The sequence below is a fragment of the Candidatus Poribacteria bacterium genome (assembly GCA_021295755.1).
Lineage (GTDB): Bacteria > Poribacteria > WGA-4E > WGA-4E > PCPOR2b > PCPOR2b.
On record JAGWBT010000015.1, the window covers coordinates 13711 to 39979 of the forward strand.

General features: G+C 48.0%; 23 protein-coding genes. 16 read left to right on the forward strand and 7 right to left on the reverse strand.

What is annotated here, in order from left to right; translation table 11 throughout:
* Positions 1–244: 244 nt before the first annotated feature.
* From J4G02_03465 to J4G02_03510, 10 genes are all read left to right on the forward strand, one after another.
* Positions 245–979: a creatininase family protein gene (locus J4G02_03465; protein MCE2393651.1), complete on the forward strand. Its 735-nt coding sequence runs from the start codon at positions 245–247 to the stop codon at positions 977–979.
* Between the two features lie 51 nt (positions 980–1030).
* Positions 1031–2449 carry a UDP-N-acetylmuramoyl-L-alanine--D-glutamate ligase gene (gene murD, locus J4G02_03470; GenBank protein MCE2393652.1) on the forward strand — a complete coding sequence of 473 codons (1419 nt, stop codon included), beginning with the start codon at positions 1031–1033 and terminating at the stop codon, positions 2447–2449.
* Entirely contained in the window at positions 2391–3590 is a 1200-nt protein-coding gene (ftsW, locus tag J4G02_03475) for a putative lipid II flippase FtsW (GenBank protein ID MCE2393653.1), read from the forward strand. Before murD ends, ftsW begins: the two co-directional genes overlap by 59 nt.
* Positions 3591–3749: 159 nt before the next feature.
* The gene (gene murG, locus J4G02_03480) at positions 3750–4856 is read left to right on the forward strand and encodes an undecaprenyldiphospho-muramoylpentapeptide beta-N-acetylglucosaminyltransferase (GenBank protein ID MCE2393654.1); all 1107 of its coding nucleotides are present in this window, start codon (positions 3750–3752) and stop codon (positions 4854–4856) included.
* A gap of 20 nt (positions 4857–4876) precedes the next feature.
* Positions 4877–6265, forward strand: a complete 1389-nt coding sequence (locus J4G02_03485; protein ID MCE2393655.1) for a UDP-N-acetylmuramate--L-alanine ligase — start codon at positions 4877–4879, stop codon at positions 6263–6265.
* 277 nt (positions 6266–6542) lie between these two features.
* On the forward strand, positions 6543–6740 hold the full coding sequence (locus tag J4G02_03490) for a hypothetical protein (protein ID MCE2393656.1): 198 nt from the start codon (positions 6543–6545) through the stop codon (positions 6738–6740).
* A 436-nt stretch (positions 6741–7176) separates the two neighbouring features.
* Entirely contained in the window at positions 7177–7851 is a 675-nt protein-coding gene (locus J4G02_03495) for an FtsQ-type POTRA domain-containing protein (protein MCE2393657.1), read from the forward strand.
* 1 nt (position 7852) lies between these two features.
* A complete protein-coding gene (gene ftsA / locus J4G02_03500) occupies positions 7853–9094 on the forward strand; it encodes a cell division protein FtsA (GenBank protein MCE2393658.1) in 1242 nt (413 codons plus the stop codon).
* A 218-nt stretch (positions 9095–9312) separates the two neighbouring features.
* Positions 9313–10563 (forward strand): cell division protein FtsZ, encoded by a 1251-nt coding sequence (gene ftsZ, locus J4G02_03505; GenBank protein ID MCE2393659.1) that lies wholly within the window; start codon positions 9313–9315, stop codon positions 10561–10563.
* A 22-nt stretch (positions 10564–10585) separates the two neighbouring features.
* A complete protein-coding gene (locus J4G02_03510) occupies positions 10586–12316 on the forward strand; it encodes a radical SAM protein (protein MCE2393660.1) in 1731 nt (576 codons plus the stop codon).
* Positions 12317–12369: 53 nt separating this feature from the next.
* On the opposite strand, the gene J4G02_03515 is transcribed toward J4G02_03510, so the two are convergent.
* Positions 12370–12897: a gamma carbonic anhydrase family protein gene (locus J4G02_03515; GenBank protein ID MCE2393661.1), complete on the reverse strand. Its 528-nt coding sequence runs from the start codon at positions 12895–12897 to the stop codon at positions 12370–12372.
* 202 nt (positions 12898–13099) lie between these two features.
* On the opposite strand from J4G02_03515, the gene J4G02_03520 reads away from it, so the two are divergent.
* The gene (locus tag J4G02_03520; GenBank protein MCE2393662.1) at positions 13100–13846 is read left to right on the forward strand and encodes an SDR family oxidoreductase; all 747 of its coding nucleotides are present in this window, start codon (positions 13100–13102) and stop codon (positions 13844–13846) included.
* 9 nt (positions 13847–13855) lie between these two features.
* Here J4G02_03520 and J4G02_03525 read toward each other — a convergent pair whose 3' ends face one another.
* Entirely contained in the window at positions 13856–14803 is a 948-nt protein-coding gene (locus tag J4G02_03525) for a D-2-hydroxyacid dehydrogenase (protein ID MCE2393663.1), read from the reverse strand.
* A 198-nt stretch (positions 14804–15001) separates the two neighbouring features.
* Here J4G02_03525 and J4G02_03530 point away from each other — a divergent pair, with 198 nt between their 5' ends.
* Positions 15002–15214 (forward strand): helix-turn-helix transcriptional regulator, encoded by a 213-nt coding sequence (locus tag J4G02_03530; GenBank protein ID MCE2393664.1) that lies wholly within the window; start codon positions 15002–15004, stop codon positions 15212–15214.
* A 12-nt stretch (positions 15215–15226) separates the two neighbouring features.
* Complete coding sequence (locus J4G02_03535; protein MCE2393665.1) at positions 15227–16441, forward strand: hypothetical protein; 1215 nt, start codon at positions 15227–15229, stop codon at positions 16439–16441.
* On the opposite strand, the gene J4G02_03540 is transcribed toward J4G02_03535, so the two are convergent.
* The 5 genes from J4G02_03540 to J4G02_03560 form a co-directional block, all read right to left on the reverse strand.
* Positions 16431–18959 (reverse strand): N-6 DNA methylase, encoded by a 2529-nt coding sequence (locus tag J4G02_03540; GenBank protein MCE2393666.1) that lies wholly within the window; start codon positions 18957–18959, stop codon positions 16431–16433. The genes J4G02_03535 and J4G02_03540 overlap by 11 nt on opposite strands.
* Before the next feature lie 248 nt (positions 18960–19207).
* Entirely contained in the window at positions 19208–20014 is an 807-nt protein-coding gene (locus J4G02_03545) for a phytanoyl-CoA dioxygenase family protein (GenBank protein MCE2393667.1), read from the reverse strand.
* Positions 20015–20058: 44 nt separating this feature from the next.
* Positions 20059–21261 (reverse strand): hypothetical protein, encoded by a 1203-nt coding sequence (locus J4G02_03550; GenBank protein ID MCE2393668.1) that lies wholly within the window; start codon positions 21259–21261, stop codon positions 20059–20061.
* 108 nt (positions 21262–21369) lie between these two features.
* Positions 21370–22257 (reverse strand): phytanoyl-CoA dioxygenase family protein, encoded by an 888-nt coding sequence (locus J4G02_03555; protein MCE2393669.1) that lies wholly within the window; start codon positions 22255–22257, stop codon positions 21370–21372.
* Between the two features lie 23 nt (positions 22258–22280).
* Entirely contained in the window at positions 22281–23039 is a 759-nt protein-coding gene (locus J4G02_03560) for an NAD(P)-dependent oxidoreductase (protein ID MCE2393670.1), read from the reverse strand.
* Positions 23040–23252: 213 nt separating this feature from the next.
* Between J4G02_03560 and J4G02_03565 the strand changes: the two genes are divergently transcribed.
* The 3 genes from J4G02_03565 to J4G02_03575 all read left to right on the forward strand — a co-directional run bounded on the left by J4G02_03565 (position 23253) and on the right by J4G02_03575 (position 26170).
* A complete protein-coding gene (locus J4G02_03565) occupies positions 23253–23897 on the forward strand; it encodes a ThuA domain-containing protein (protein MCE2393671.1) in 645 nt (214 codons plus the stop codon).
* Positions 23898–23981: 84 nt separating this feature from the next.
* The gene (locus tag J4G02_03570) at positions 23982–24776 is read left to right on the forward strand and encodes a phytanoyl-CoA dioxygenase family protein (GenBank protein ID MCE2393672.1); all 795 of its coding nucleotides are present in this window, start codon (positions 23982–23984) and stop codon (positions 24774–24776) included.
* 62 nt (positions 24777–24838) lie between these two features.
* The gene (locus J4G02_03575; GenBank protein ID MCE2393673.1) at positions 24839–26170 is read left to right on the forward strand and encodes an exo-alpha-sialidase; all 1332 of its coding nucleotides are present in this window, start codon (positions 24839–24841) and stop codon (positions 26168–26170) included.
* The last annotated feature ends 99 nt before the right edge of the window (positions 26171–26269 follow it).

The window sequence follows — 26269 nt, forward strand, 5'->3', positions numbered from 1 at the left end:
TTCGCCGTCCAATCCTTGTTGATAGCGCAATTCGATTCCTAAAGAATCCAAATCCTTTAGGTTTTGGAGTATGTCAATGCATTGCACTAGGCACCGCCTCAATTCCCGTTCCAGTTTAACATCAATCAGGGATCCAATCAAGAAAAGTCGGTTGATCTGATTAAGCGAATCGTGGTACTATTTAGGCAGACCAGCCAATTCCTCGATTACTTGAAAACTGTCGGACTTCAGAAGCGGAGATAGCATGTACTTAAAACATATACGTCCCTACCAATTAAAAAAATCTGTAGAACGTGGACAGCCTCTACTCGTACCAGCAGGCTGCATTGAGACTCACGGTCCGCACATGGCGATCGGTCACGATACGATTATCGTTGAAGAAATTTGTGCCCGGATCGCCAAGAAAATAGATGTCATCATTGCCCCCTCTTTCGACTACGGTCCCACCGGATACGCACTCGGCGGACCCGCCGATGGCACCATTGACCCGGATTACGCTGCGTTTGGCGGTCATGTCAAAGCGATTCTGAAAAATTTCCGTGAGATGGGTTTCAAGACCATTTATGTGATTATCATGCACCAAGGCATGGAAGCACCACTTGCGCTAGCATTCAAAAAGGCAGCGGCGGAGCTTGCCTTTGAGAGCATCTTGGAGCGGGGGTATCCGCGCGGATGGTGGGGTGTGGAATCCTTGAAGGACGAAGCGGGTCCCTTATCCGGTCATATTGATGTCCAACCGATGATTCTTCCCGCCGCATCGCCGCCTGCTGGCGGTGACCATGCGGGGTATAACGAAACCTCTTTTCTGCTAGCGACCCGTCCCGAATTGGTAGAACAGGATCGCTTGGACGACACGGCGCCTTGGTACTGTCGTCAAGATGAGGAGAAGAATAGCTGGACCGCCAACGCCGAACATGGACAGACGATGGTGGATGCGGTCGTGGCGGCTTGGGTGGAAAAAATTATGTCCCGTTCATGAGGATTATTCCGCGTTATATCAGTGTTGTTCTGTGTGTAAGGTAAATCCCAAATGACATTCGCAGATAAACAGATCTCCGTCTTCGGACTCCATCGCAGCGGCGTTGCTGTTGCCAAATTGCTAGACGATCTCGGCGCGAAGGTTCTTGTGACAGACCCGAAATCCAGCGATGAACTTCAAGGAGATATTGATGCCCTAAAGGGTCGAGACATTGATTTCATTCTTGATGGTCACGATCAACGCTGCATTGAAAAAGCGGATCTGATTGTCCTTTCGCCGGGAGTGCCGTTAGACATCCCAATTCTGCAGGAAGCGGGTTCTGCGGGAATCCCGATTACTGGCGAGCTGGAGGTCGCTGCAAGTCTCTGCGCTGCGCCGATAGTTGCAATTACAGGCACAAAAGGCAAATCGACAACCACGATTTTAACAGCAGAAGTTCTCAAGCGTGGAAATTTCCGACGGGTTTGTACAGCGGGTAATATTGGCGTTCCGTTGTCGAGCGAGGTCCAGGATTTAACGGCTAAAGATCTCGTCGTGATCGAAGCCAGTAGTTTTCAGCTTGAAACAACAACAGAGTTTCGACCAATCGTGAGTGTTGTTCTGAATTTGTCGCGTGATCATCTAGACCGACACAAGACAATGGCTGCCTATCGGTCAGCGAAGTTGAAAATCTGTGCGAACCAAACATCAACAGATTGGATTGTCCTGAATTCTTTAGATGCGAGCGTACTATCGTTTGGTGATGAAACGCGCGCAAAATCGATTTTCTTTACGGACACCGCTACTGTTGAACAGGGAACTTATGTAAAAGATAACCAGATCTTTGCAAAGTGGGAGGGCGAATCTCACTGGATTTGTGATGTTGACGACAGTCCTTTGCCGGGGAGGCATAATCTCCAAAATGTCCTTGCGGCCACAGCCGTTGGACAAATTTTCGGCATTTCACCAGATATAATGCGCACCGCAATTTGCAATTTCTCTCCTGCCGAGCACCCGCCACTTGAACACGCCTTTGAGCCGGTCAAGACAATTAATGGTATCCGGTTTATTAACGATTCCAAAGCCACCAATGTTGCTGCTGTCAAGGCAGCGCTCGAATCGTTATCGGATCCGATTCTGCTAATCATGGGTGGATACGATAAGGGAAATAACTATCAGCCGCTGATTGAGTACGTCCGATCAAAAGTCAAGGGCTTAATCCTGCTGGGATCGCACACCGGAATAATACGAAACGCCCTTGCAGCGCATGTCGTTACACGGGATGCAGGGACGATGACCGACGCTGTCGAACTTGCCTACTCACATGCAGTGCCGGGCGATGTAGTGCTTTTGTCACCGGCGAATGCGAGTTTTGATTTGTACACAGACTATAAAGCGCGCGGTCAAGCGTTTCGGGAGGCTGTTAACCACCTTGAATCGAAAGAGCCAACCTCAAAAGCCGGTATTCATTTGGGCCAATTATCCGATTAAAGGGGGAATAGATCATTTCCTACTGTTCATCGCGCTATGTCTCGTCGCAATCGGAATCGTGATGGTCTACAGCTCGAGCAACATGCTTGCCTATGAACTATATAGTGAAAATAGCTATCACTATTTGAAGATGCAACTTATCGCTTGTGCCCTCGGATTAGTCAGCATGTTTGTCGCGTCATACTTCCCTTATCAATATTATCAAAGGTACGCGAAGTTGATCTTAGCGCTGTCACTGATCGGTTTGTTGCTGGTATTTTCGCCAATCGGGCACGATGTTCGTTCGGCAGGGGGCATCAAATTTCATCGATGGATTCGGGTTTCGGGGCTGCAATTCCAACCCGTTGAGTTAACAAAACTTGGGTTGGTAACTTATGTGTCTCACTTCCTCGTCAGCAAACACAATCAAATTCGTAGTTTCACCCGAGGCTTACTGCCGACCATTCTTATCCTTTCGATTACATTTATCCTTCTGTACAAGCAGCCCGATTTTGGATCGGCGGTTTTATTAAGCCTATCAGTGCTTGTACTGCTATTCGTGGGAGGCGCGCGTCCCTCACAGATTGTTCTGGTTATTGGAATTTCCTGCCTTTTTATCTATGCATCGATCCAAGGCGACGCTTATAAAATGCAGCGGATTCAGGGGTTTCTGAGCTCGTTGACGTTTCCTTATGAAGGACCGTATCAGGTAAATCAATCCTTAAATGCGCTTGCACTTGGTGGATTATTCGGTACAGGCATTGGTAATAGTATTTTTAAGCTCTTTCATCTGCCTTATCCGCACACCGACTTCATCTTTGCGATTCTTGGTGAAGAACTCGGTTTTGTTGGTGTGTTTAGCATTATTGTCCTGTTTATGTTGCTCATCTGGAGAGGCATCTATATTGCTCAACATACCGCAGATGCCTTTGGCTGTTTGATTGCTATCGGAATCACTACACTCATTGGGCTACAAACGGTTGTGAACATTGGTGTGGTGACCGGCATGTTGCCTGCAAAAGGGATTACGCTACCTTTCATAAGTTACGGTGGTTCATCGCTCTTAGTCAGCTTGTTTAGTGTTGGAATTCTGTTGAACATCTCGCGCGACATGAACGAAGTAGCCGGTGTCCAGCCACCTCTAGAGGTCGAACCCCTATAAATCGAGGTTGGTTATCAGTAGGTGTTCCGACTAGTTCGTCAGTTCCCGCTGAAATCGTAGTGAAGGAACTCCTATTCGTCAAGCCAAACCTGACAAATCGCTACATTCTAACAGTAGTCTATTAGATACAAACCCACAGTACTCACGAGGCTTACGCTGATGGCACGAATCGTGATTTCGGGTGGTGGGACCGGTGGTCACATCTATCCAGCAATCGGTATCGCCAAAGAACTCATAGAACTCAGCCAGGAGACTGACGTTGTTTTCATCGGTGGGGCAGACCGCCTAGAATCAACACTGGTTCCGCAGCACGGGTTTCGGTTCCTGCCAATCTCCGTTGCAGGTTTTCCGCGCAAATTAACATGGCGATGGATACCTGTTCTGTACAAGGTTTGTTCCGGTTTGGTAAAATCATTAGCGTTACTCAAAAATCTCAAACCCAGTGTTGTGGTAGGAACAGGAGGTTATGTCTGTGGTCCCGTGCTTTTCGCGGCCGTGTTATTGAGCATACCGACGGTTATACAGGAACAGAACGCTGCCCCCGGACTCACAAATCGCATCCTAGCACGCTGGGCAAAAGCGATCTATCTCGCATTTGAAACTGCTGGTACACACTTTCCAATCGAAAAAACGAGGGTATTGGGTAATCCAATCCGCCGAACAGTTGGAGCAGCTAAACGAGCGGGTGAAACTTACGATTCACTTGGGCTAGACCCGGAACGGAAAACCATCTTTGTGATGGGAGGAAGCCAAGGCGCACAAGCAATTAACCAGAATCTGATGGATTCCCTTAAGGATTTGGCACCATTCGGCCAGCGGCTTCAATTCGTCCATCAAACAGGCAAAGTTGACTATGAAGCAGTTAAGGTACGTTATCAGGCATCATCACTTCGACATTTGGTACAGCCGTACTTTGATCCCATTGAAAAAATCTACAGCATTGCTGATTTGATGGTATGTCGAGCCGGGGGTATGACAATTGCAGAAATCACCGCGTGTGGTATTCCAGCGATTTTTGTCCCTTTGCCAACTGCTGCTGGAGATCATCAAAGACTCAATGCCCAAGCCATTGCGGAGGCGGGTGGTGGTGTGGTGCTAGACCAACGTACATTGACAGGAAACAGACTTGCAGAAGAAATCATCAGAATCATAGACAATCCGGAGGAACAGCAAGAGATGGCAAATCAAAGTCGTCAGTTGGGCAACCCACACGCCGGCGAAGAAATTGCCCAATCAATCTTTTCTTTCGTAAAATCTAACCCTTAAAGCTTAGAAAGTTTATGCCTATGTTTGGAAAGACTCGTCATATTCACATCATTGGTATTGGTGGGGCTGGACTCAGTGGAATTGCTGAGATCCTGCTAAACCTCGATTTTCAGGTGTCTGGATCCGATTTGCGCGAAACAGAAGTCACCGAGCGTTTGGTAGCATTAGGTGCGAATGTCTATTGTGGTCATGCTGCTGAACAGATCACCGGTGCGGATGTTGTGGTGATGTCTCCTGCCGTTTCGCTCCAGAATCCTGAGGTGGTTGCGGCAAAGGAACACAAGATTCCTGTAATTCGTGGTGCTGAGATGCTCGCGGAGATTATGCGGATGAAGTTCAGCGTCGCGGTGAGTGGAACGCATGGAAAAACCACTACAACCGCGATGACAGCGGCGGTGCTAGATAAGCTAGATCCAACTGTTGTTGTTGGAGGGAAATTGGTCAGTCTGGGCAGCCATGCTCGGATTGGGCAGGGGGAAATGATGGTGGTTGAAGCGGACGAAGCTTATGGTTCCATTGAGAACTTTTTCCCAACAGTCGCGGTGGTCACATCAGTTGATGCCGATCATCTTGACTACTATAACAGTGTTGAAGAGATTGGCGAGACGTTTCTAGAATTCATCAACAAGGTTCCGTTTTACGGCGTGGCGGTATTATGCTTGGATCAGGAAAACATACAGCAGCTAATTCCTCGAATCGAAAAACGCTATGTGACCTACGGTATTGAAACACGCGCGGACCTGATGGCAGAGCGATTAGTTATTGACGGTCCAACTTCTCGCTACCGTGTCCACGTACGCGGAGAAATCTTGGGAGAGATTCATCTTAAAATGCCGGGAAACCACAATATCTTGAACTCATTGGCAGCGGTCGCTGTCGGGCTGGAGTTAGGCGTACCTTTTGATTCAATTCGAGAAGCCTTGGAGTCTTTTCGGGGCGTGCATCGTCGTTTTGAAATTATCGGTCAAGTCAACGATATCATTGTGGTTGATGATTATGCACACAATCCCGCAAAACTAAAAGCAACCTTTCAAGCTACCCGTGAAAGCTATAATCGCCGTATCGTTGCTGTTTTCCAACCGCACCGTTATCAGCGCGTGAAGCATCTCGCTGAAGAATTTTCGAGATCGTTCTATCAGACGGATGTCCTCATTGTCAGTTCAATTTATGGAGCCGGAGAAACTCCGGTCGAAGGGGTGACTGCGGAAAAACTAGCGCATGCTATTCAAGCACACGGCCATCGACATGTGATTTATGTCCCTGACAAAGACGAAATTACGGAAACTTTGGTAAATATCGTTCGTCCGAATGATATTGTTATCACAGTTGGAGCTGGGGATATCTGGCAAGTTGGTCGTGAATTATTGGAAAAGCTTGGGAGAGCCGATGAGGCGCCAAACAACAGCTAAACTGAAGTTTTTCACGATTCGGGTCTGTTAAGCCTAGTGCAGATGTTTGTTAGGGCACTGCAAGACTGCTAGATTTTCGGTTTGATGGTCTCTCGCATTATCCGCAAAAAAGTGCAGTAATCTTAGCAGAGACGCCTTTCAAATGGGCATACCACGAGATATTGTGTGTTTTTTCTTGAAAATATACAAAAAAGTGCATAAAAAGTCCTAACTTTAGGCAAATTTCGTTAATTTTTAGTTGAAATCTGCAATTGTTTGTCGTATAATCAATTACATCATGGCAAAACAAGTTGTACAATTTCGTCTGGATAAGGATTTGCATGATTTCGTGAAGAGATATGCCGAGCTCAAGCGTATGTCTATCAGTCAGGTCATGCGTCTGTGCGTCCTTGAATTCTACGAAGAACATCAAAACGAAGAAGATCTAGTGGAGGTGAATGATGTTTCTGACTCGACAAATCAAGGTCAAGCCTGACAACGCCTCCGAGATTCTGGCAACAGCGAACAGACGAATCTGTTTGAAAAGGGATTTGAGTGTCGTCACCGAGGTATTCGTGCAATCAACTTTCGGAACAGGATGTAGGACTTTATAATGAACTCTGCCGGCGGAATTATAACCCGTCCCAGAGGCAGCCAAATCGAAATGTTCCAATCGTTGCTTTGTTTGCGGCTTGAAAGTAGACTTTTGTCTTTTGTGGTTATGGATGGTTACATACTAACATGCGCCTCCACTAGGTCTAGAGTTCGTGCAATTTTCATCATGTCAATCTTCCAGTCAATTTAAGGCTCGCTTAGTATCGGCGCCTGAACAACCCCCTCGCCGTGTCGGCCGTTATTTAATAATTGGTATAACCTGTGTAATTGGACTACTTTTCATTCACTATTTGACCTTGAAGGTTGGCTTTTTACGTGTGAAACAGATTTCTGTTTCCGGCACCGAGCGCTATACACAGAAGGAAGTGATTGCCGCTTTAGATTTAAGGTCTCGTCAGAGTGATGTGCATACCATTTCAGGATCTGTAATTGAACAACGTCTGAAACAAAAACTCAGTTACGTCAAACAGGCGCATCTTTCAAAAAGCATTCTAAAACGTTCCTTGACGCTTGAAATAACCGAAAGAGAACCAGCTGCATTACTGAAATATCCCGAAAATAGCCCCAACCGCTTTGTACTGGTTGATCTTGAGGGATATGTGTTAGAATATGTAGAATCGCTTCCAGCTTCCAGTTCGATTGTTACGATTATCAGTACTGAACAGCACGTGTCTAGTGTGGGAGATCGAGTGGATGCCGATAGCGTTCAACTTGCCCTTAACGTGCTAAATTTGGCTCTGAGTCTGGCTCCGGAAATTATACCTACTCTACAAACAATTGATACGAATCGACCAGATAAAATTACTCTCCAATTTAGCAATCTCCCTCTCGTATGGATTTCATCGGATTTTATTGAAACTGGCATTTATCATATTGGTTTATTCATAAAGAATCAAACGATGCGTACGAAGCGAGGGCAACATACTTTGAATCCTCTTGATGGTTATTTGGATGCTAGGTTTAAAGATGCCATGTATTGGGGAGGACAATAAGATGGCTGGAGAAGAGATTATTGTTGGCCTAGACATCGGGACTAGCAAAATCGCTGCGATTATCGGAAATACTTGGCAGGGGGATCCGGAAAAGATTGAGATTATAGGTGTTGGTACTGCCCCTTCTGAAGGATTACGAAAGGGAGTTGTTGTCGACATTGATCTCACGACAACGGCGATTCGCCAGGCCGTTGAAACTGCTGAACTCATGGCAGGCGTGCAGATTGGATCTGTATATGCCGGCATCGCAGGAGGGCATATTACCGGGCAAACGTCTCACGGTCTCGTTGCTGTTTCAGGAGAAGGTCACGAGATTACGCAATCCGATGTCGAACGTGCAATCAATGCTGCCCAAGCGATGAAGATTCCCGTTGAACGGGAAATATTGCATGTGATTCCACAAGGCTTTATTGTTGACGAGCAAGGTGGAATTAAGGATCCAGTCGGTATGTCTGGGGTTCGTCTTGAAGCCTATGTTCATATCATTACGGGTGCCGTTGCGTCCGCGCAAAATCTGGTGAAGAGTATCTATAATGCAGGAATTTCCGTTGAAGACATTATTTTGGAACCTATTGCCTCTGCCGAGGCGGTCCTAACCCCTGAGGAGAAGTCAGTGGGTGTTGCTCTCGCCGACATGGGTGGAGGAACTACAGATGTTGTGGTTTACAAGGACGGCACTCTCCATCATTCTGCGGTACTCTCGCTCGGCGGTCATCATATCACCAATGATATTGCGCAATTGTTAAAGATGACGCCACAGGATGCGGACAAGATTAAACTGCGCTACGGTTGTGCATCGGTTGACCTCGTGGAGCAGAATGATGCTATCCCGATTTCGACGGTTGGCGGTGTGCACAAACCGCGTTTCATCACTCGACGTGATTTGGCAGAAATTATTCAGTGCCGTATGGACGAATTCTTGAGTCTAATTGGTCAGGAAATCTATAATTGTAACCTCACCATTCCGGCTGGAGTTGTACTGACCGGTGGGACTGCACTTCTTGATGGGTTGCTTGAATCAGCGGAACAGGCTTTTCCTTGTCCAGTGCGGGTTGGATACCCCTGTCCACTGAAGGGATTAACGGAGAAAATACATAGCCCGGTCTATGCAACAGGTGTTGGACTTGTCCTTGCCGGTGCGATGGAACATTATCGTGCCCCCAAAAGAACCTTCATCAAAGGAACAAACCTGTTCGATCAGATTTTCAAACGTATGAAGAATTGGTTCCAAGACTGGCTGTAACAGCAAAGTACGGTTGAGATTTTGTAGGATCGGTAAAAAAATGTTGACTTTAGTTTGGTGGCTCTCTATAATCTGAAGATAGAGTGTAAATCGAAATGTTTCGTGCATCTTCCGTGGTTTGCGGCTGAGTCACTTTGCACTAGCATCTTGATGCTCGGGTGCGCTCAAAACAAGGGAGGAGTTAGGTTGCTCCGTCAATAGGGGTACAACTGAAAGTTATGAACGATCAAGTAATCGAGTTTGTTGAACAAGATGAATTTTCAAATGTCGCTCGTATCAAAGTCATTGGCGTCGGGGGCGGAGGAAGCAACGCGGTCAGACGCATGATTGAGGCTGAATTGGCGGGTGTAGAATTCTATGTAGTCAACACCGATGTTCAGGCTCTAAGATTGTGTCATAATGCAACCCAGGTGCGGATTGGCGAAAATACGACAAGAGGCCTCGGTGCCGGAGCGGACCCGGAGACAGGGCGTAAGGCAGCAGAAGAAAGCAAGGAAAACCTCCGAAGTATCGTCGAAGATGCGGATATGGTATTTGTTACGGCAGGCATGGGCGGCGGCACCGGTACAGGTGCGTCACCAATTATTGCAAGCCTTGCTAAGGAAACGGAGGCGTTAACAATCGGTGTGATTACACGTCCATTTACCTTTGAGGGAAGACGGCGTGCCGTTCAAGCGGAATCAGGTGTGAATGAAATGCGCGAGAATACAGACTCCGTTATCGTTATTCCGAATCAGCGTCTCATGGAAGAGGTGGACCGGAGTCTGCCGATAAAAATGGGATTCCGAATGGGAGACGAGATTTTACTACACGCTGTCCAGAGCATTTCCGATCTCATTATGGTTACCGGTGAAATTAACCTCGACTTCGCTGATGTCAAGACGATTATGTCTAACGCCGGCGGCGCATTGATGGGAATTGGCACGGGAACAGGTGACAATCGCGCTCAAGGCGCAGCGAAGCGTGCTATCCTTTCGCCGCTACTGGAAGAGAACTCTATTGAGGGAGCAACTGGAATTATCGTAAATATCACGGGCCCTAGCGACATGGCGATGCACGAATTAGAAGATGCAATGGAAGTTATCAGAGAAGCTTCGGACACGGAGCAGGTAATTTTTGGACTTGTTTATGATGATAGCTTGGAAGACGAACTGCGTGTAACTGTAATTGCAACTGGGTTTGATCCACAAACCCGAAACAATAGGCAGCAAACAGGGCAAAGCGACATTGTAAATCTGGAAGAGTTCTTGGGACGTAATTTTCCTCGAGCAGATCGAGGGACACGTGTCCAAGGGAATTCAGAGTCAGCCGGTTTGAGTCGAACAGGTCAAGATTCTTTTAGGCAGGACTCGAGATCGAGACAAGACCAACCCGCAGGCGACGTAGTTCAACCTAAGATCGCGGCAGATGATGAAGATTTATTGGATATCCCCGCGTTTTTACGAGTCCGCAATCAGAAAGGGAAATAAATTTACCCCTGCTAAAATTGTTATGCAACGAATTTTACGCCAAACATATCAGGAACTCCTCAAGGCAGAGCACCGTCCACACTTCAATTTCAGGAAAGAAAATCGGTTTGCGCTAATCTATCCGGGTGCTTACTCCCTTGGTATGTCAAGCCTCGGGCTTCAGGTTATCTATTCCCTCCTTAACCAGCGCGACGATACCTCCTGCGAGCGTGCATTCCTTCCCGAACCAGAAATGGTGCGTCAACTCGACAACCATCGGACAGCGCTATTTTCCTTTGAAACACAAACACCGCTCTATCAATTCGATCTGCTTGGATTCTCCGTTTCATTTGAATCAGATTACGTCAATATTCCGACCACGCTAGAGATGGCCCGACTTGAACCTCTCGCTGCGGATAGGGAGGATACTGATCCACTTGTTATGGCAGGGGGGATCAATATCTCCTATAATCCCGAACCTATTGCTGACTTTATAGATGTGTTCGTTGTAGGCGAAGCAGAGATGACGCTCCATTATCTTATGGATATTTTTGGGGAGTGGAAAGGGGCGCAGGCGTCTAAAGAGGACTTACTGTGGGAACTTGCAACAGTCCCCGGACTCTATGTTCCACGTTTTTATGAAGTTGATTATGACGAAGACGGCGGAATCGAGGAGATGCGGGCGAAATCGCCCGCGCCAGCTCGAATTCGTTCGGGGGCGATTCCGAGCCTTGATGAAGCCGAAACTTGCACGCAGATCCATACACCAAACACAGAGTTTTCTAACGCACACCTCATTGAGATTGTACGTGGCTGCGGCCGTCAATGCCGTTTCTGTGTTGCTGATTATGCACGGCGGTGGCCCAGACGTCGGTCGGTGGAAAACACACTTCAGCTCGCCGAAAAAGCCCGCGGTATCACAGATCGAATCGGTCTAGTAGGAGCCTCAATCTCTGATCATCCGGATATTGATGAGATTGCGAGCGGACTAGTTGAAAGAGGTTTCCGCATCTCATGCGCTTCCCTACGGGCGGAAACGGTTCGTCCTCCCTTGCTCGATGCGCTTGCTGACAGTGAACAAGGCACAATCACGATTGCTCCGGAGGTCGCCACCGAAAATCTACAAAAAGTTGTCAACAAAGCGATTCCGCGTGAACGTCTGTATCATGTCCTTGAAGAAGCTGTCAAACGAGATATCCTTAACCTGCGCCTTTACTACTTGATTGGCGTGCCCTATGAAACTCCCGCTGATGTTGAAGCCATCGTCGACATGGCGAAGGAGATGCGATCTATTGTTCTGCCTTACGCTAAAAAGTCGGGCAGGATGGCGCAGATCGGTTTCACTATTTCTCCGATGGTTCCCAAACCCCACACGCCCTTCCAGTGGGTCCCGATGGAAGATCCGAAGACTATCTCTCGCAAACTCACATTCCTAAAAAAAGAGTTGGGACGTATCGGCGGGATGAAATTCTCTTCAGCTAGCGCTCGACTCGCCTACCAAGAGGCGGTGTTCGCCAGAGGGGATCGACGACTGAGTAGGGTGATTTTAGACCTCGCTAGAGGGGCAGCGTGGAAAGCTACTTTTCGCAAACACGGTTTGGACCCCGATTTTTATGCCCTCCGTCCACGTTCTATCGGCGAGTTCAACCCGTGGGACTACCTAGACCTAAATGTCAAGCCAGAGTTCCTGCGCCTCGAACATAATAAGCACGAAAAGCGGTTCATGACAAGCCCGTGCGATACCACTGTTTGCAAGAAGTGTGGCGCGTGCTAGGTTCAGGACTTACTCGTTCCTCGTTTTCCGATCTCGTCAACACACCTTAATTGTTATTGATCAGTATACTCGCTCAACGATTTTCGCATTAACTGTCCCCGTGCAACATAGCCCTCTCTCCCTGATCGGACACGTTCCAAATCTGCCTCAGTAACCTCTCGCCTAACTTGGGCTGGAAGTCCCATTGCCAATGTGTCTGGCGGGATTTCCTGCCCCTCTCGTACAACTGCACCTGCCGCGATGATCGCTCGCTCGCCGATCTTGGCACCAGTCAGGATAGTTGCTCCCATTGAAATCATAGCCCCATCGCCCACTGTGCATCCGTGAATGATTGCCCCATGTCCGATTGTGACATCATCTCCAATCACACAGGGAAAACCCGGATCGAGATGCACAACCGTGCCATCCTGAATGTTTGTGCGCTCGCCAACTTCTATGTATTCCAAATCGCCTCGCAGGACACAATTAAACCAAACACTCGATTCTTCATCAATGGTAACGGCACCGATAATCATCGCACCGGGAGCGATGAAAGCGGTCGGGTGGATCGTGGGTAATATATCTTTATAAGCTATCTGCATTTTTCCTCCAGATCTGATTAATATGGAACTTGAAAGATTCTCATCCTTCTAGTAAATCGCGTGGATAGATACCAATTTTATCATGCGTTAAATCTTCGGACAAGGAAATCTCCGAGTCCAACTTGCAAATTGACAACGATTGCCCACCGTGCTACAATTCCAAGTGCACTATGTCTAAAACTATACTGATTAGGAGACAGATATGGAATTAACAAACAAAGTCGCTGTGATTACCGGAGGTGCAACGGGAATCGGTGCAGCGTCAGCGATTCTCTATGCCCGCGCGGGCGCGAAAGTTGTCATCGGTGATATAAACGTCGAAGGTGGGAAACAAACGGTGGCAGCTATTCAATCTGAAGGCGGCGTCGCCCAATTTGTCCGAACCGATGTCAATGTAGAATCCGAAGTTGCTAATCTAATGAAAACGGCGCATGAAGCCTTTGGTCAGCTGAATGTGCTGGTAACCTCCGCGGGCATCTTGAGCGGTCCGAGCATTCGCGTGGATGACTTTGAGCAAGCAGTGTTTGAGTCGGTTATTGACACAAATCTCAGAGGCACTTTTCTCTCGGTTAAGCACGCCGTTCCGATTATGGAGCGGAGCGGAGGCGGTGTGATTTTGTGTATCGCTTCCGGTGCGGGTGTGAGCGGGGGCAGTTCGTCGGTGGCTTACGGTTCAAGCAAGGGCGGCGTCAATGGGATGGTATTGACGATTACACCGCAGCTTGCTCCACTCAATATCCGCGTTCACACAATCTGTCCTGGCAGTATCGCAACCCCATTGAAACTCCGACAAATCGCTGAATCCGCTCAACAAACGGGCAACTCCCCGGAAGCAGCGGTTGAAAATGCCCGCACATCTCTCGGTGAGCCGGAGGGGGTTGCGCGTGTGCTCACATTCCTAGCATCTGATGATGCTTCCTATGTTCGGGGCACAATCGCCACACGGTAGGAGCACCGTTTAATATCCCTTTTCCTTATCCGCCACGTTGATTAGCGGTTCTCCTTTGACATAGCGGTGTAGGTTATCAACGAACAAGCGCATCGTGCGTGCCTGAATATGTTGAGATCCGCCGGCGGTATGCGCGGTCAAGACTACGTTTGGCTCCGTCCACAATGGACTCTCCGGCGGACACGGTTCGGTATAGGTGACATCCAATCCGGCGGCGGCGAGTTTGCCACTACGAAGCGCAGCGATCAAGGCATCTTCGTCAACCACCTTGCCGCGGCTGATATTGACCAAGTAACTTCCGTCCTGCATCGCATTGAATTGCTCGTGCGACAGCAATTTATGCGTCTCCGGCGTGATTGGACAGCAGACCACCACGACGTTAGATTTCGCCATAAACTCCAGCAGCCAATCTAGCTTTCCAAGTTCGGTAACGCTCTCAGGCTTCTCCATCGGCTCTGGATCAACCGCAATCACATTAAACTCGAAGGCTTTCGCGCGTGCGGCAATGGCGCGACCGATGCCCCCAAGCCCAAGAATTCCCATCGTCATCCCCGCCAATTCGATGCACGGTGCCTTCTCCCACCGTTTCTCCTTCATAAAATCGTACTGTGTGATGATGCGGCGGGTGAGCGAAAGCAATAGGGCAAATGCGTGTTCTGCAATCTGTGAACCGTGCATGCGTCGGCTATTGGTCAGTATAACATCACTGGCTTTGAAAGCGGAATACATCATCCCTTCGACGCCGGCGGAAGCGACCTGTACCCAGCGCAGTGACGTGGCTTTGACGAGATCTGCCGCGCCGATATGTCCATAGATGATATCAACATCGGAAACGTGGTCGCCGAGAGCCTGCCCCCGCGGCAAAAAGCAAATTTCGACCTCGGATGGAGCATCTTCACTTATCGCTTCGACCTCTGGACTGTACCTTCCTGTAATCAAGGCTTTGAATTCTGCCATAGTAAGTCCCTCCTGTTTGTTAAGTCTATCCTCACGTAAATGGGTTGAGTTTCGACAATACTTCGCATCGGACTAAAGCTCCTCACTAATTCCCTACGCCAGAAAAATGCTAATTATAGTCTGTAGAATTATAGTTAGCATTGGGGTATACTTCAAAAAATCTCTTTGCTTCAGTAACTAAACCTTTCTCCTGAACCAATGAAACAAAAAATCCTCGTAAAATTTGGAAAAAAAGTTAAGGAACACAGGCTGAAGATAGGACTGTCTCAAGAAGAATTAGCTGCCCGGGCAGAAGTACATCGTACTTATATCGGAATGATTGAAAGAGCAGAGAAAAACATAACACTGGTGAACATTGAGAAAATTGCACATGCACTCGAAATAAAAATAAAAGACCTGTTTGATGAATAGCAGGGCAGCAAAATGAACTTAGAAGCCAAAATTTCGCTAATCCAGAAGTCAGGTGCACAGCTACCACCAAAAGAGTCCTTAATCTTTTCCCCTCCAAATTCGGAAAGTCTATTCACGGAAGATGAAATACTTGAGCTCACGACCCCAATCTTAAACCAATCAATTCCTTCTGAACTATCAACTGTTCAAAAATCTCAGTGGGTCAAATTCCAAATTATCGAGCTCTTGGGTTATCAGAGACCAACCGGACTTAGAACAAAGCAAGCAAGACAGTGTAAACCCAAGTTTATGCATCAGTTGCTTGACATCTTCGTTCAGTCAAGCCGTAATCTGCAAGTTTGGAACTACGTGCCATACGCAGATATTCTTATACCGGGCGAATGGAACGAAGAAAGTAAGTATTCTTATCGCTACCAAGACTGTCGCTATCTTCTTGTATTTCACAATTCCGATGGGATTATTCTGAAAACTACTCTTGCGACTGGAAACGAACTTTCAGAATGGGACACTACCGGAACTCAAACAATTAAATGGCAAGCTAATGCCCGGCGCAGCTATCGGAATGAAATATCTTCTCAAATCATTACTAGTCCTATTGAACCGTTGCAAAGCAAATTCACTGGATACACGCAGCAACCATTAGAAAGAAAACGCGGATCCATCCTCCAAGAATACCAAAATCCACTAGAGAGAAAACGCAGACACATCCTCCAAGAGGACCTGAATCCACAATTCCCTTTAATCAAAGAACGCCCGAATCCTGCTTATCTTTTTACTCACAACGAAATTAAACAAGCTCTCAATACCTTGATAGGGAGGAAGTTCGACAATCTAGGAACAGGGCAAGAAAGAAGCATTGGGCAAGCACTTGAGAAGGAAATTGCCAAAGCATTGGGGTATCAGCATTACGAGCAAACCGACACCGGTGATTATCCTGACTTGCTCCACCAACTCATTGAAGTTAAATTTCAGTTCAGCGGAACGATAGATCTTGGCAATCACCTACCAACCGATCAATCGTCAATAGAAGCATCTTGGAATGAATGGAATATTACCAGTAGAGACATTCGCTACATTGTGGTACTCATGGAAAAAGATGCGCACGGCAACTTTATCGTTGATTCTATTGTCATTACCTCTGGGGAAAAGTTTAATCAGTACTTCTCAATTGGCGAAAGGAAGAACTTCAAGATTCAAATTCCTATACCATCATCAATCATGCCTTAAGTTCATTCTCAACAACGCTTCTTAGGGAATCATTAATCTGATAGAGATGATATACCAAATCATTTAGACGGACTTCCAACCTATTCAACCTATTTGCATCTGAAGATAAAATCCGTTCTACCTGACAAACAATGGCTTTCTGCAGCGCAAATTGAAAAAGAGAAGTAGGGCAGGTCTCACTAGGAGTAGCCACAGCAATTCCACCACAAGCCAGAGTCCCATTTTGAATTCCTAAGTCGCATACGTCAGAAATTCGCGATTCTATCTCTAACCAAATATCTTCCAATTTCGACTCGCCAAGATAAGAATCAATAATCGGATAATCTTGGAGATAACTTTTCCAGTAACGATATCTCCCCGCATAGATAAAGGTACTTGCTTTCACCTTATGATAAAACTCCAATAATTCAGAATTAAGCAATCCGAGCAAGTAATAGCTATCTGCTTTTGTCTGATTTTTCGGAAGAATTGCAAAACAAGAACTGCCAGACATTTTGCCTTGTGTATCCAAAGCGAAGGTATTGCGAGTCTTAATGTCGGGAGTCACAATCTTAAAGCGTTGTTGAAATATCTCCGGATTTTGCTGAACCCATATTTCATACCACTTCCTACCTGCTTCTATGAGATAGTGTCTCTTGGAAAGCTTCTCATAATGAGATTTTAAGTAAGCACCAATATGGGGATAATCATCAAGGTTAGCCGGGACAACCTTGTTCTCCTGAACCAAGTGAGGATAGAGAACATAGGTATCGGATTTTGCCTTCGCCCCAGTCCACCGAACCCTCCATCTATCAATATTACTTGCCTGAATGAAAGGATAAATTAGGCCTTTCTCAAGTTTATGATTTTCAATGAAAGATTCTGTCATTGGCTGAATGAAGACGCTATCAGCAGTTGTTTTCAAGCCCGATGTTATCAATGCGACTTGTTTTAATGAAACGGGACAACTCGCTTCTATTGCATCAATCACTCTTTGTTCTGCCGGAGATAGAAAATGCCACGAATCACCATTTTCCTTCGGTTTATGCGATTGAATTATCCGCAACCCAAAGCTTGCCTTACGCGTGGATTTTAACGGAAGATTTATCTTTTCCTGATAGAAGCTTTGAGAGATGTGGGAACGGAGGTGAGTAAAAACATCTTCAACCTCTTGATAGCTTCTATCATATCGAATTTCGCGAAGTAACCCAAAAGGAAATGTCCATTTTTCACTTTTACAATTTTCAAGAATAAGGATACAAGGCAACACTGCAGCTGTAAAAACCTTTGTATCTGAAAGGTCGAAAAGATGTTTTATGGCAGCTCTTTTAGAAATTACTTTTCTGATTCCCTTTCCTGCGTTAGTCGTCATAAACTTATTAGAAGTAATATACCCTAGTGTGCCATTAGGTTTTAGAAGTTGAAGACCTCGTTCAATGAAAAGAGAGTAGAGATCAAACCTTCCTACTGCCGAGTCAAATGATTTCAGATAAGATTGCTTCGCCCCATTAGTATTTAATCTCTGAATCCTGACATAAGGTGGATTACCAACAACATAGTTATAAAGATTATCTTCGACTTTCCCTTTTGCATCAACCAGCGAGTCGGCTTGAATAATAGGGATGTGGCTGATTAATGGCAAATGCCCCTGTTCCGATTTTGCTCGGGCCAAATACGGGATTAAGAAGTTGATGTATGCCAATCGAGATAATGCGCAAGCAAAAGGATTGACATCCACACCCACAATTCTCTTATGCTGTACTAAATTTAAAATTCCGTCACTAATCCATTTATGGTGCGTAAGAAAATCTTGAAAATAGCGTTCCAGTGCTGGTATAAGAAATGAACCAGCACCACACGCTGGATCTATAAGATTCTGACGAAATAAGAGATTTTTCGATTTGCATGTTTGTTGTGAGCGATAACCAACCCAGTCAAGGATATACTCAACAATTCTTTTGTCTGTGTAAAACTCTCCTAATGTTTTCCTTAATTCTGGGGGAAAGTACATCATATACAAGTCAGAAATTAAGCTGCCATCAAGAGTCTCAATTTTAGAGGAAATGAGCGATTTTTTGACCAAATCCCAAATGTCTGATACAACATGGGAGTCGGTTTTCCACCACCAAGAATATGAACTGCCGCCAAATGTGCCTTCTGAGAAAATATCCTCAAAACGGGCTAACTCTGTATGGACTGTGTGCCCTTTAGCATGCTGTGAGTCAAATAAGGAAGTTCCAAATAAACCCATATCAACAGCATACTTTAGTAATATCCCTTGAATCCAAATTAAAAGATTCGTTTCCACACAAAAAATTAGCTGACACGGTTCGACTTCCTTATATTTTCGCCATTGAGGCGGAAGTTCTATTGTGTTATTGCCAATCCGATTTTCGAGGTTTTGATAATCCTCTGGCTGAACAGCTTGAACGAGATGAAAGATCAGACTATCAAATGCTTTTTCATTTATGAAAGGAAGGGCACACTTTCCATTAAGAAGTGTTCCTTCCGTAGTTGTATTCTCTTTTTTTAGGGGCATTTGATGTTTCTCTCATCTGAGCGTTGAATATTAACTAGGGATAAACTATCCTGTAACGAGGAAATCTATAATAGCGGATACTATAGTATCACAACTACCATAATGGATCAATCAATTCGGTTGTTGTCAAGCGGCGAACTGAAGTATTTACTTTGATCAATGAACGACACGATGTATGTGCACCGTGTTTTGGAATTGCTGCTTTCAGGTCAACCTAGACCTGTTCATTTGAATACCGCTTGCCTATGTTATTTGGTTTTCGTTTCCGAACCAGCCCAGACACCATTTGGAGCGAGCGTCAAAGCCTGCTCAAGATGCACCATCCGCTCCGGTCCCGCCGTTTCTATCATCTTATCCCCATAGACCTTTCCTTCCCCGAAACGCGACACGAGATCAAGCTCTTTGTGTAGGAAATGCATCTCATCTTCCTTGTAGCGGTAGCCACAGTTAATCGTGAACATACGCCGCTGCGTACCACCGCCCCATGAACTGTGCTTCAAGGCTTGGTTGAATATGACTAGGTCCCCCGGATTCGATTCGAGTGCGACTGCAGGGACTGAAGGTCCGTCGAGAGCGTAGGTCTCTTCCAAACTACTGATGTCCCGTTGGACCGTTTCGGCGTATAGCTCCCCATATCTATGGCTGCCGGGAATAAAGCGCACCGCCCCGGTGTCAGCGGTCAGTGGGTCGAGGTAAAATGCCATCTTGTAGAAACGGACGGGACGGGGCCAACCGCCGTCGGAATGCCAACCGGTGTCCCCGCTGTAGAAATTGCCGTCGCTGCCGAGATAGGTGTAATCTGCGCCTAACAGACTGGCAAATATACCATCAATCCGGTCATCGTCGAGAAGTGAACTGAGATATTCACTTTGACCGATGAACGGCACGATGTATGTGCGTTCTGTTTCGGGGTGATCTATGTTCAGGTCAACCCAAACCTGTTCAAATGCCTCAATAATCTGATCGATGCGGTCATTTAGGAAGCCGGGAAAATGGAGATACCCGAATGTGTCCATGAAACGGAGTTGTTCTGGCGTGAGTCGGAACTTCGACATGACATGCCTCCTTTGGAGTAGAATGTGAATGCTCGTTTGTAAGATTAGGCGTTAATCCAACTATTGATAAAGTCCACGACCTCAAAATCCGTGGGCATGTTGTCAGAATCGTATGGCGACAGGCTCCGCTGGAAGCCGGGATGGTCTGCCTGATCAGAGTGCTTCAATTTTTGATCAAGTGTGTCAAACCTTTTCCACAAGATCTCTGTTTGTTCAACGCTAAAGTGGCTGCCGAGGTAGACGATGTCTCGACCGGTCCCCCAGAGTGAATCGGGTGGGGTATCTGTGTGCTTGAGTCTATGCAACGCTCGACTCAACTTCGAAAGCATAACGATGCAGACCATTCGGTCATGTGGCGATGGGTGTAGTTGGTCTAGCCCCGCCTGAAACGTGTCAACCTCTGCTGTTATAATCGCATGGAAGATTTTTGCAACCAGATGAAGTTCCGCAAGGAACAGCGTATCCCACGCCTCAAATTGTGCTCTTACAGTGTCCGAAAGATAGTGATAGAACCCCGGCTCCCAATGACGCCAGTGGACGTTGGGGAAGGAGGGAAAACGCAAAGGACGGTAGCCGGGATGCAGTGTCCGCCGCATTTTGCTGCTGTAGTAACTCCCCCAGTGCAGCAATAGGTGGGTGTATACAACTCCGTCGCCGGCGTTGAGCTCAACGGGCATGCCACCGGGCAGTGGAACGGAGGCATTCTCAGCCAATTGTCGATTCTCGTCGTTGGTGTTGACTCGGCGATGACTACGGGGAACAATCCAAAATACGCTGTCATCGTAAAGGGCAATGTTCCATTGGAGGTAGCTGGGACCATGGTGCTGCATATTAGAAATCATGCCACGCAACGGTGCAGGCTCACCCGGGCCAATATCGCGGTGCCACTTCGCCGGACCGGTCTCCCCGGCGGTGGCACTGCAGAGGCAGGCAAGATTGTGTGGCACAACATCTTCTGTATCCATCAGTTGTTGAGCAACGCCCAAGGTATTCTCGTGGGTCAAGAACTCGATGGCACTAGCAGATTCGCCGTCGCAATCTGTGGAGAATTTCAATCGTGGTTGGCCACTCGCCGCCCACTCGCCGCCGGGCGGTTGATCGGGAGTGCGTCGTTGAGCGGAGAGTTCCTTTCTCCGGGCGACCATGTGCTCAATACTGTCGCGCAACGGTTGGAGCTGATCCGGAGGAACCACGTTGCGCAGGATATTATAACCTTCGTCCATTAGCTGTTGCCGGTTGACTTGCATGATAGTGCCTCATCGGGAGCATTCAATTTGGTAAGTGGGATTCAAAGGTTTCAGGCGATTATACGCCTGCTACGCACATTTGTCAACAGTCTGAAGAAGGGAAGTGACTTATTGGCTCATCTGAGCTTCCGCCCAAGCTTGGAGTGGAATGTCATCGGCTTCCGGACGCCAATGTCTGGAAATCGGATGCACGTTAGCGTTATCACCCATGTAATTGTCCTGGCCGGTCCCCAACTCGCCGAGCAGTTGCCGCTGAATCGGGGTGCAGCGGGCAATCAGATCCGGATCCTGATGGATATAGTCGGCAGGGCGGATCCAGCGGTAGTGATAGCCGTAGTACAGACACTTCCGGGCGTGATTTGATAGATTCGGGGTGAGGCAGTGCCAGAGTGCCGTTCGCCATAGCATCGCCGTGCCCGGACGGACGTTCACCTCTACGATTCGATCAGGGTCAATCTCGTACCCGTCTTGATGTATCAGTGCCGGCGACATCTTATGGCTACCCTGCACCACACAAATCGCTCCGCTGTTATGTTCTGTCAAATCCGTCAAGTAATAGCCGACCTTGACCTCCACGAATGGCACCTGTCCATTGGTAATCGGATACCCAAAGTTTGGGCCGTCCGAGTGCCAAGGGAAGAAACTATCCTTCGCTCCTAACTTCTGGTCTGCATATTCAGGCGGACAGGGTGGACGCACATCGAGGTGTGATGTGCGGAGCTGGATATTGACGCCGAGGACATCTACCACAAGCGGCAGCAAGATTGGATGCTCAATCAGACGCAACAATTCCTCATGGTGAGAGAGGGCATTCCTTATCTGGAACGGTTCGTCTTGCCCGATTCCGTTCTTACTCCGATAGCGCCCATCTAACTCATCCACCACTTTGACTAACGTTTCCACTTCTGTGGGACTTAGAGCATCCTCAATTAGAATAAACCCGTCCTCATCAAATTGTCCTCGTTGTTCCTCAGTGATCGCAATGGATTTGCCCATAAAAATTCTCCTCCGACTCCTTGTTAACGGTAGTCTTCTGCCGAATCCTGCGGCTCAAACCCAACCACCTCATGGGCGTGTGAAAAGTCACGATAGCTCCATCTGTTATTTGATACCGCGAAGAATATATCGAACTTTACGCTATCAGGCGCTTCGACGCACTTTTCAACCATCTGTGCGATGTCTCGATGGCTGCACCAGACGGAGAATGTACGCAGCTGCGTTGGACGATTTTCACGGGTGACTGCGCCAATACGCAAGCAAATTATCGATAGATCACTGGTGTCTGTGTAGTGTCTGGCTAGTGCTTCGCCAAACACCTTGGTGCAGCCGTAAAGCCCACTCGGTCGCGTCAGCGAATTGTGATCCAGTTTATCCCACGTTTCGGGTGTCTCGTTGTAACGTCCTTCAACGAGGGTGTTGTAAGGGAACTCCCGTTCACAGTTGCTAACGGTTGAACCGCTGCTAGCGTAGATAACCCGCTTAACACCCGCTTGTCGTGACGCTTCAAAGACATTGTAGGTTCCAATAATATTAGGATCTAAGAGATCTTCCCACGTCGCACCGCCTCGCGCATTTGCTGCGAGATGCACAACCACATCGACGCCATCGAAAGCCGGTTGTATTGCATCGAGGTCAGCTATATCCGCTTGATGGCATTCAATTCCTTCTACCGGGCGGCGATTAAGGGCGCTCAAAGCATATTGCCCCTCCAAACGCTCCCGCACGATCCCGCCAATCAATCCGCTCATGCCGGTGATAAGTACTCTCTTTTGTGCCATATTCCTCTCCTTTTTACACATTTTACACACGGTTTTCGTATTATACACTAGATGCCCGAAGTTATCAATATTCCGCCCTATCAAAGCGTCCAAAATTGTCTTGACACGGCTTCTATTTTACTCTATACTGACGACAGGCTTAGTATCACTGCGCGTTATACATATAAGTGCAGGGAGATAACGACAACCAAAAGAGTAGAGGAGGCATCTACATTGAAAGTTTTAGTTTTATCGGGTCCAAATCATCGATTTGCAGATAGCGCGTCCGTCATCGCCGATTTCCTCGGGGCACGAGGCGATATGTCAGTGGAACTTACGGACGACAAAGGGGTTTTGGCATCATCTCAACTAGACGAATTTGATGTATGTGTGTTCGGCACTGGGTTCACTCGTACAGTCAGTCAACCTGACGGTGCGCCCAAGCGGGAGCCAGACCTCACATCTGAACAGGAAGACGGTCTCTTCCAATTCGTCAGCGGCGGAAAGGGACTGGTCGGCATTCACGGAACCGCGTGGTGGATTGGCGGACGTGCCGTTGATCTCATCGGTGGAGCTGCCAACTGGCATCCACCGGGTGATACCTTCACAGTCAATATCGACGACTCAGATCACCCGATTACACAGGGGGTTGAGGACTTTGAGGTCGAGGACGAGATCTATATGTCCGCTTACGATCCTTACCTCCGTATCCTTGCGTCGGCGGAATGGTCGGAGAAACAGCATCCGATGGCGTGGGTGAAATCCTATGGCGATGGACGGGTATTCTACACATCGCTCGGTCACGGCCCCGGCACCTTCGAGCGACCTGCCATGCAGAAACTGATGGCGCAGGGCGTTCAATGGGCGGCAAGCAGTTAAGTCTCAAGCGGAATTGAGCGGGATTCTTGGGATACATTCTGCTCAATTCCCTTAATCCTGACAATAGCCAAGGGGGATTGACACATGATGACCGAGGACGAACGTTATCTATTTGACCTGACAGGCTATCTCGTAATTAAGGATGTACTTACCGTTGAAGAGGTCGAGCGCTGTAACGCGGCAATCGATCATCATTTTGATCAAGCGAAAGAGATAGACAGGTCGCTGTCGGGTAATTCAAAAACGTTATCAGGGACTTCTCGCCGGATAGATTTGGGCGGGATGCTAGCGTGGGAACATCCGTGGTGCGAACCGTTTCGGGAATTTCTCATTCACCCGCGGGTTAAGCCATACCTCGATGGCATATTGGGAGAAGGCTATCGATTGGATCACGGGCCGGGGATGATTGCGATGGATCGAGGGGCAGAAGGTGGTACATTACACGGCGGTGGCATTGAGCGCCCGAACTTTTCCGAAGCCTATTTCTTCAAGGATGGACGTATATACACCGGACTCACGGTCGTCGAGTATATGCTCGCGGACGAAGGTCCCGGAGATGGTGGGTTAGCGGTTATTCCGGGCAGCCATAAAGCGAACCTCCCCTGCCCTCAAAGCATGAAGCTGTGGGAGAAATATCAGGAGCATGTGCTCGAAGTGAATGCGGAAGCAGGCGATGCGATTATCTTCAGCGAAACCTTGACGCACGGAACTTTGCCGTGGACAGCGGAGCATCAGCGGCGGGCGGTGCTATATAAATTCAGTCCCGGATTTCAGGCATACAGCGCAGGAGCACATCAAATCACCTATCCCGACTATATTGAGGATATGACGCCGGAGCAGCGAGAGGTAATGGAAGCCCCGCATATTCGTCGCCGATAGTATCTCAAAATATCCCGCAAGTTTAGAGCTGCTCACTTCAACAGAAAGGATCTTAAAAGCCCATGAGCAACGTTCCCATGACACGTCCCGAAGAGGCGTTGGCGATTCACGAGACGAGATACTTCCATTCATCTACCTTCACGGAACTGGAAGATGGACGCATTCTGCACGCTGCTGGAACCAACTTTAACACATCCGACGATGGCGGGATTACATGGTCGGAGTCGTTCTCACACACTGACACAGCGGGCAATCCGGTAGGCGGTGGCGGAACTTCACTCGTGCGATTGGCGGGGCCCGGCATCGGCTTGGCAGGCATGCAGAGACCTACCGAGGGCTCTTCCGAGAGTATTCGGCGGGAAACCCATCTAGCTTTCTGGCGGTCAGAGGATGGCGGAGAGACATGGGAACCACCGATACGTATAACGCCGCCGGGGATTGCCACGTATGCGTATCAGGATGTCCTGCTTCGCACCTCTTCTGGACGCATTATTCTGCCAGTGTATATTGCGATAGGACAAGCCTCTGGACCGGATGATGTCAAACCGCCTGCGTCTGGAAAATTAGTGAAAGGTCAGTGGGTGTCCACCGCCGCGCACTTCTTCGACCCCCGATTCTCTGCCTCCTGCGTTTACTATTCGGATGACGACGGACAGACATGGCAGCGCAATCAGGACGGGGAACTAATCATCCTGATGGACTGGAACGCATCATTTAGCTATACCAACGAGCCGACGGTGACGGAGGTCAGTCCGGGACGGCTGCTAATGTTTATGCGCAACGGGCTGGGACGCGTTTTTCAGGCGTGGTCGGAGGACAACGGGGAGACATGGACGCGCCCACAACCGACCTCTTTGGCTTCGTCTACGGCACCGGCTCAGATTCGGACGCTGCCCAACGGACATCTCTTGGCGGTCTGGAATCAGGAGACCGAGGACGAAATTAAACGGGGGTACAATCGGACCCGCGTCTCTGCTGCGATTAGCCGGAATGGTGGTAGCGTTTGGGAGTTCTTCCAAAATGTGGAATCAATGCACGAGGAGACGCGGGTCGAACCGGGACCGATTCGACCTGTCCGTCCAGCGGAATACAACTTTGATCCGGGACTACCCGCCCCGGAGCGGGAACAAGAACATATCCTCCCCTTCGATTTTCACGGGCGTTGGTCGTATCCGTCGGTGCTTGTGATGAAAGACCGTGTCCTGATTACCCACACCTATTCGTACTACGAGGAACACCCGACTCGTGCCGAGATGATTTTGAGCAGCCAGAAAGAAGGAGGCTTCAATCAGAAGCTAAAGGTGCTGCCCTTGACGTGGTTCTACGGTGGGAAGGAACCTGCGGACAATCCTGTGCTGGCGCGAATATACGATCAGGGAAACCCTAATGCGTAAGACGTGAAACGTGAAGCGTTAAAGCATCAGAACTTAATCGCTGTAGAGGAGACAATTGATGTTAAAATTTGCTTACTTGGGTGCATGGCACAGCCACGC

Coding starts and splice junctions, on each gene's coding strand:
- murD (MCE2393652.1), top strand. CDS start 1,031: ATGACATTCGCAGATAAACAGATCTCCGTCTTCGGACTCCATCGCAGC.
- J4G02_03535 (MCE2393665.1), top strand. CDS start 15,227: ATGAACTTAGAAGCCAAAATTTCGCTAATCCAGAAGTCAGGTGCACAG.
- J4G02_03515 (MCE2393661.1), bottom strand. CDS start 12,897: ATGCAGATAGCTTATAAAGATATATTACCCACGATCCACCCGACCGCT.
- ftsZ (MCE2393659.1), top strand. CDS start 9,313: ATGAACGATCAAGTAATCGAGTTTGTTGAACAAGATGAATTTTCAAAT.
- J4G02_03525 (MCE2393663.1), bottom strand. CDS start 14,803: ATGGCAGAATTCAAAGCCTTGATTACAGGAAGGTACAGTCCAGAGGTC.
- J4G02_03560 (MCE2393670.1), bottom strand. CDS start 23,039: ATGGCACAAAAGAGAGTACTTATCACCGGCATGAGCGGATTGATTGGC.
- J4G02_03575 (MCE2393673.1), top strand. CDS start 24,839: ATGAGCAACGTTCCCATGACACGTCCCGAAGAGGCGTTGGCGATTCAC.
- J4G02_03530 (MCE2393664.1), top strand. CDS start 15,002: ATGAAACAAAAAATCCTCGTAAAATTTGGAAAAAAAGTTAAGGAACAC.
- murG (MCE2393654.1), top strand. CDS start 3,750: ATGGCACGAATCGTGATTTCGGGTGGTGGGACCGGTGGTCACATCTAT.
- J4G02_03550 (MCE2393668.1), bottom strand. CDS start 21,261: ATGCAAGTCAACCGGCAACAGCTAATGGACGAAGGTTATAATATCCTG.
- J4G02_03540 (MCE2393666.1), bottom strand. CDS start 18,959: ATGCCCCTAAAAAAAGAGAATACAACTACGGAAGGAACACTTCTTAAT.
- J4G02_03520 (MCE2393662.1), top strand. CDS start 13,100: ATGGAATTAACAAACAAAGTCGCTGTGATTACCGGAGGTGCAACGGGA.
- J4G02_03465 (MCE2393651.1), top strand. CDS start 245: ATGTACTTAAAACATATACGTCCCTACCAATTAAAAAAATCTGTAGAA.
- J4G02_03555 (MCE2393669.1), bottom strand. CDS start 22,257: ATGGGCAAATCCATTGCGATCACTGAGGAACAACGAGGACAATTTGAT.
- J4G02_03485 (MCE2393655.1), top strand. CDS start 4,877: ATGTTTGGAAAGACTCGTCATATTCACATCATTGGTATTGGTGGGGCT.
- J4G02_03490 (MCE2393656.1), top strand. CDS start 6,543: ATGGCAAAACAAGTTGTACAATTTCGTCTGGATAAGGATTTGCATGAT.
- J4G02_03545 (MCE2393667.1), bottom strand. CDS start 20,014: ATGTCGAAGTTCCGACTCACGCCAGAACAACTCCGTTTCATGGACACA.
- ftsA (MCE2393658.1), top strand. CDS start 7,853: ATGGCTGGAGAAGAGATTATTGTTGGCCTAGACATCGGGACTAGCAAA.
- J4G02_03570 (MCE2393672.1), top strand. CDS start 23,982: ATGATGACCGAGGACGAACGTTATCTATTTGACCTGACAGGCTATCTC.
- J4G02_03510 (MCE2393660.1), top strand. CDS start 10,586: ATGCAACGAATTTTACGCCAAACATATCAGGAACTCCTCAAGGCAGAG.